The organism is Intrasporangium chromatireducens Q5-1 (assembly GCF_000576575.1).
GTDB classification, from domain to species: domain Bacteria; phylum Actinomycetota; class Actinomycetes; order Actinomycetales; family Dermatophilaceae; genus Intrasporangium_A; species Intrasporangium_A chromatireducens.
In genome coordinates this window covers 1-1,136 of record NZ_AWQS01000496.1, presented here as the reverse complement: position 1 = coordinate 1,136, position 1,136 = coordinate 1, and the positions used below count along the sequence as shown (strand labels likewise).

The following is a 1,136-nucleotide window of genomic DNA, read 5'->3' as shown; positions in this document are numbered from 1 at the left end:
GCCCGCCCTTGCCGGTCAGGGCGAGCCCGTCGTCGGTGACCCGCTCGAGCAGCTGGTCGATCAGCTCGTCGGAGAACAGCTCCCGACGCACCGCCCGAGCCCGCGGCTCAGCAACCTCTTGCTCGTTCCGTTCGCCCTCAGCGTCCAACCCGAACGCCGAGCCTTGGGACTGCGAAATCTCGGTCATGCTCACAGTGAACTCCTTCACCATCAGACCCACCGCTTAGTTGGGTCGGCCTGGGGCGCGGTGCCGGGATCGCTCCCGGTCCGTTTCCCCAGGCCGCCCGCCGAACCGGACGTGCGACTTTCACCGCATCCGGCTCTCCATGTGTCGGGCCGATGGTCGGCCCGTTCAGGCCGTGGTGCTCGGGGTCCACGGGGTGGCGATGTTGCTGCCGCGGTAGCGGTAGCGGGACACCTTGACGCTGGACGCGCCGGTGAAGGCCACCCCGTTGCTGGCGAATCTCCAGCCACGGTCACAGAATCGGCGCAGTTGCTTGCGCCCGATGCGGTGTTTGCGCCGAAGCCAGCCCGCGATGCGTCTCCACGCGTGGGAGTCGATCGCGTTGAAGGTCTTCTTCGACACCCCGTGCCGGAAGTAGTTCGCCCACCCGGCCAGCATCCGGTTCAACTGCAGGAGCAGCTGGTCCAGGTCCTGGTTCAGGGTGGATCTGTAGGTCGCGGCGGACACGCGGTCGGTGATCGAGGCGATCGCCTTGCGCGAGGGCACCGTGTAGACGTAGGACTTGCAGGTTCCTCGTTTCCGTCGTCGTTGGATGGCGAACCCGAGGAACACGAACCCCTCGTCGATGTCGACCACGCGGGTCTTCTCCTCCGACAGGCGCAGCCCCAGCGGGGCCAACAACCCGGCGACCGTGTCCTTCAACGCCTCGGCGTGGTGATGGTGACCGTTGACCAGGATGACGAAGTCATCGGCGTACCGGACCAGTTTCCAGTTGCCCTCACCTCGGCGTTTCCGACGGTGCCGCTGGTGCCAGGTCCGCATCTGCTCGTGCCACTGGGCGTCGAAGTGCTCGTCCAGCGCCGACAGCGCGATGTTGGCCAACAGCGGGGAGAGAATCCCGCCCTGCGGGGTGCCCGTCGGGGTGTCCTCGTGCACGCCGCCTTGGGTCATC

General features: G+C 67.0%; 2 protein-coding genes. Both read right to left on the bottom strand.

Features of this window, described 5'->3' with window-relative positions; all coding sequences use genetic code 11:
- The coding region (locus N864_RS22470; protein ID WP_155893076.1) for a hypothetical protein at positions 1-187 on the bottom strand (187 nt) is incomplete at its 3' end.
- 165 nt (positions 188-352) lie between these two features.
- On the bottom strand, positions 353-1,136 hold a 784-nt coding region (locus N864_RS22465; RefSeq protein ID WP_034722830.1), incomplete at its 5' end, for a group II intron maturase-specific domain-containing protein.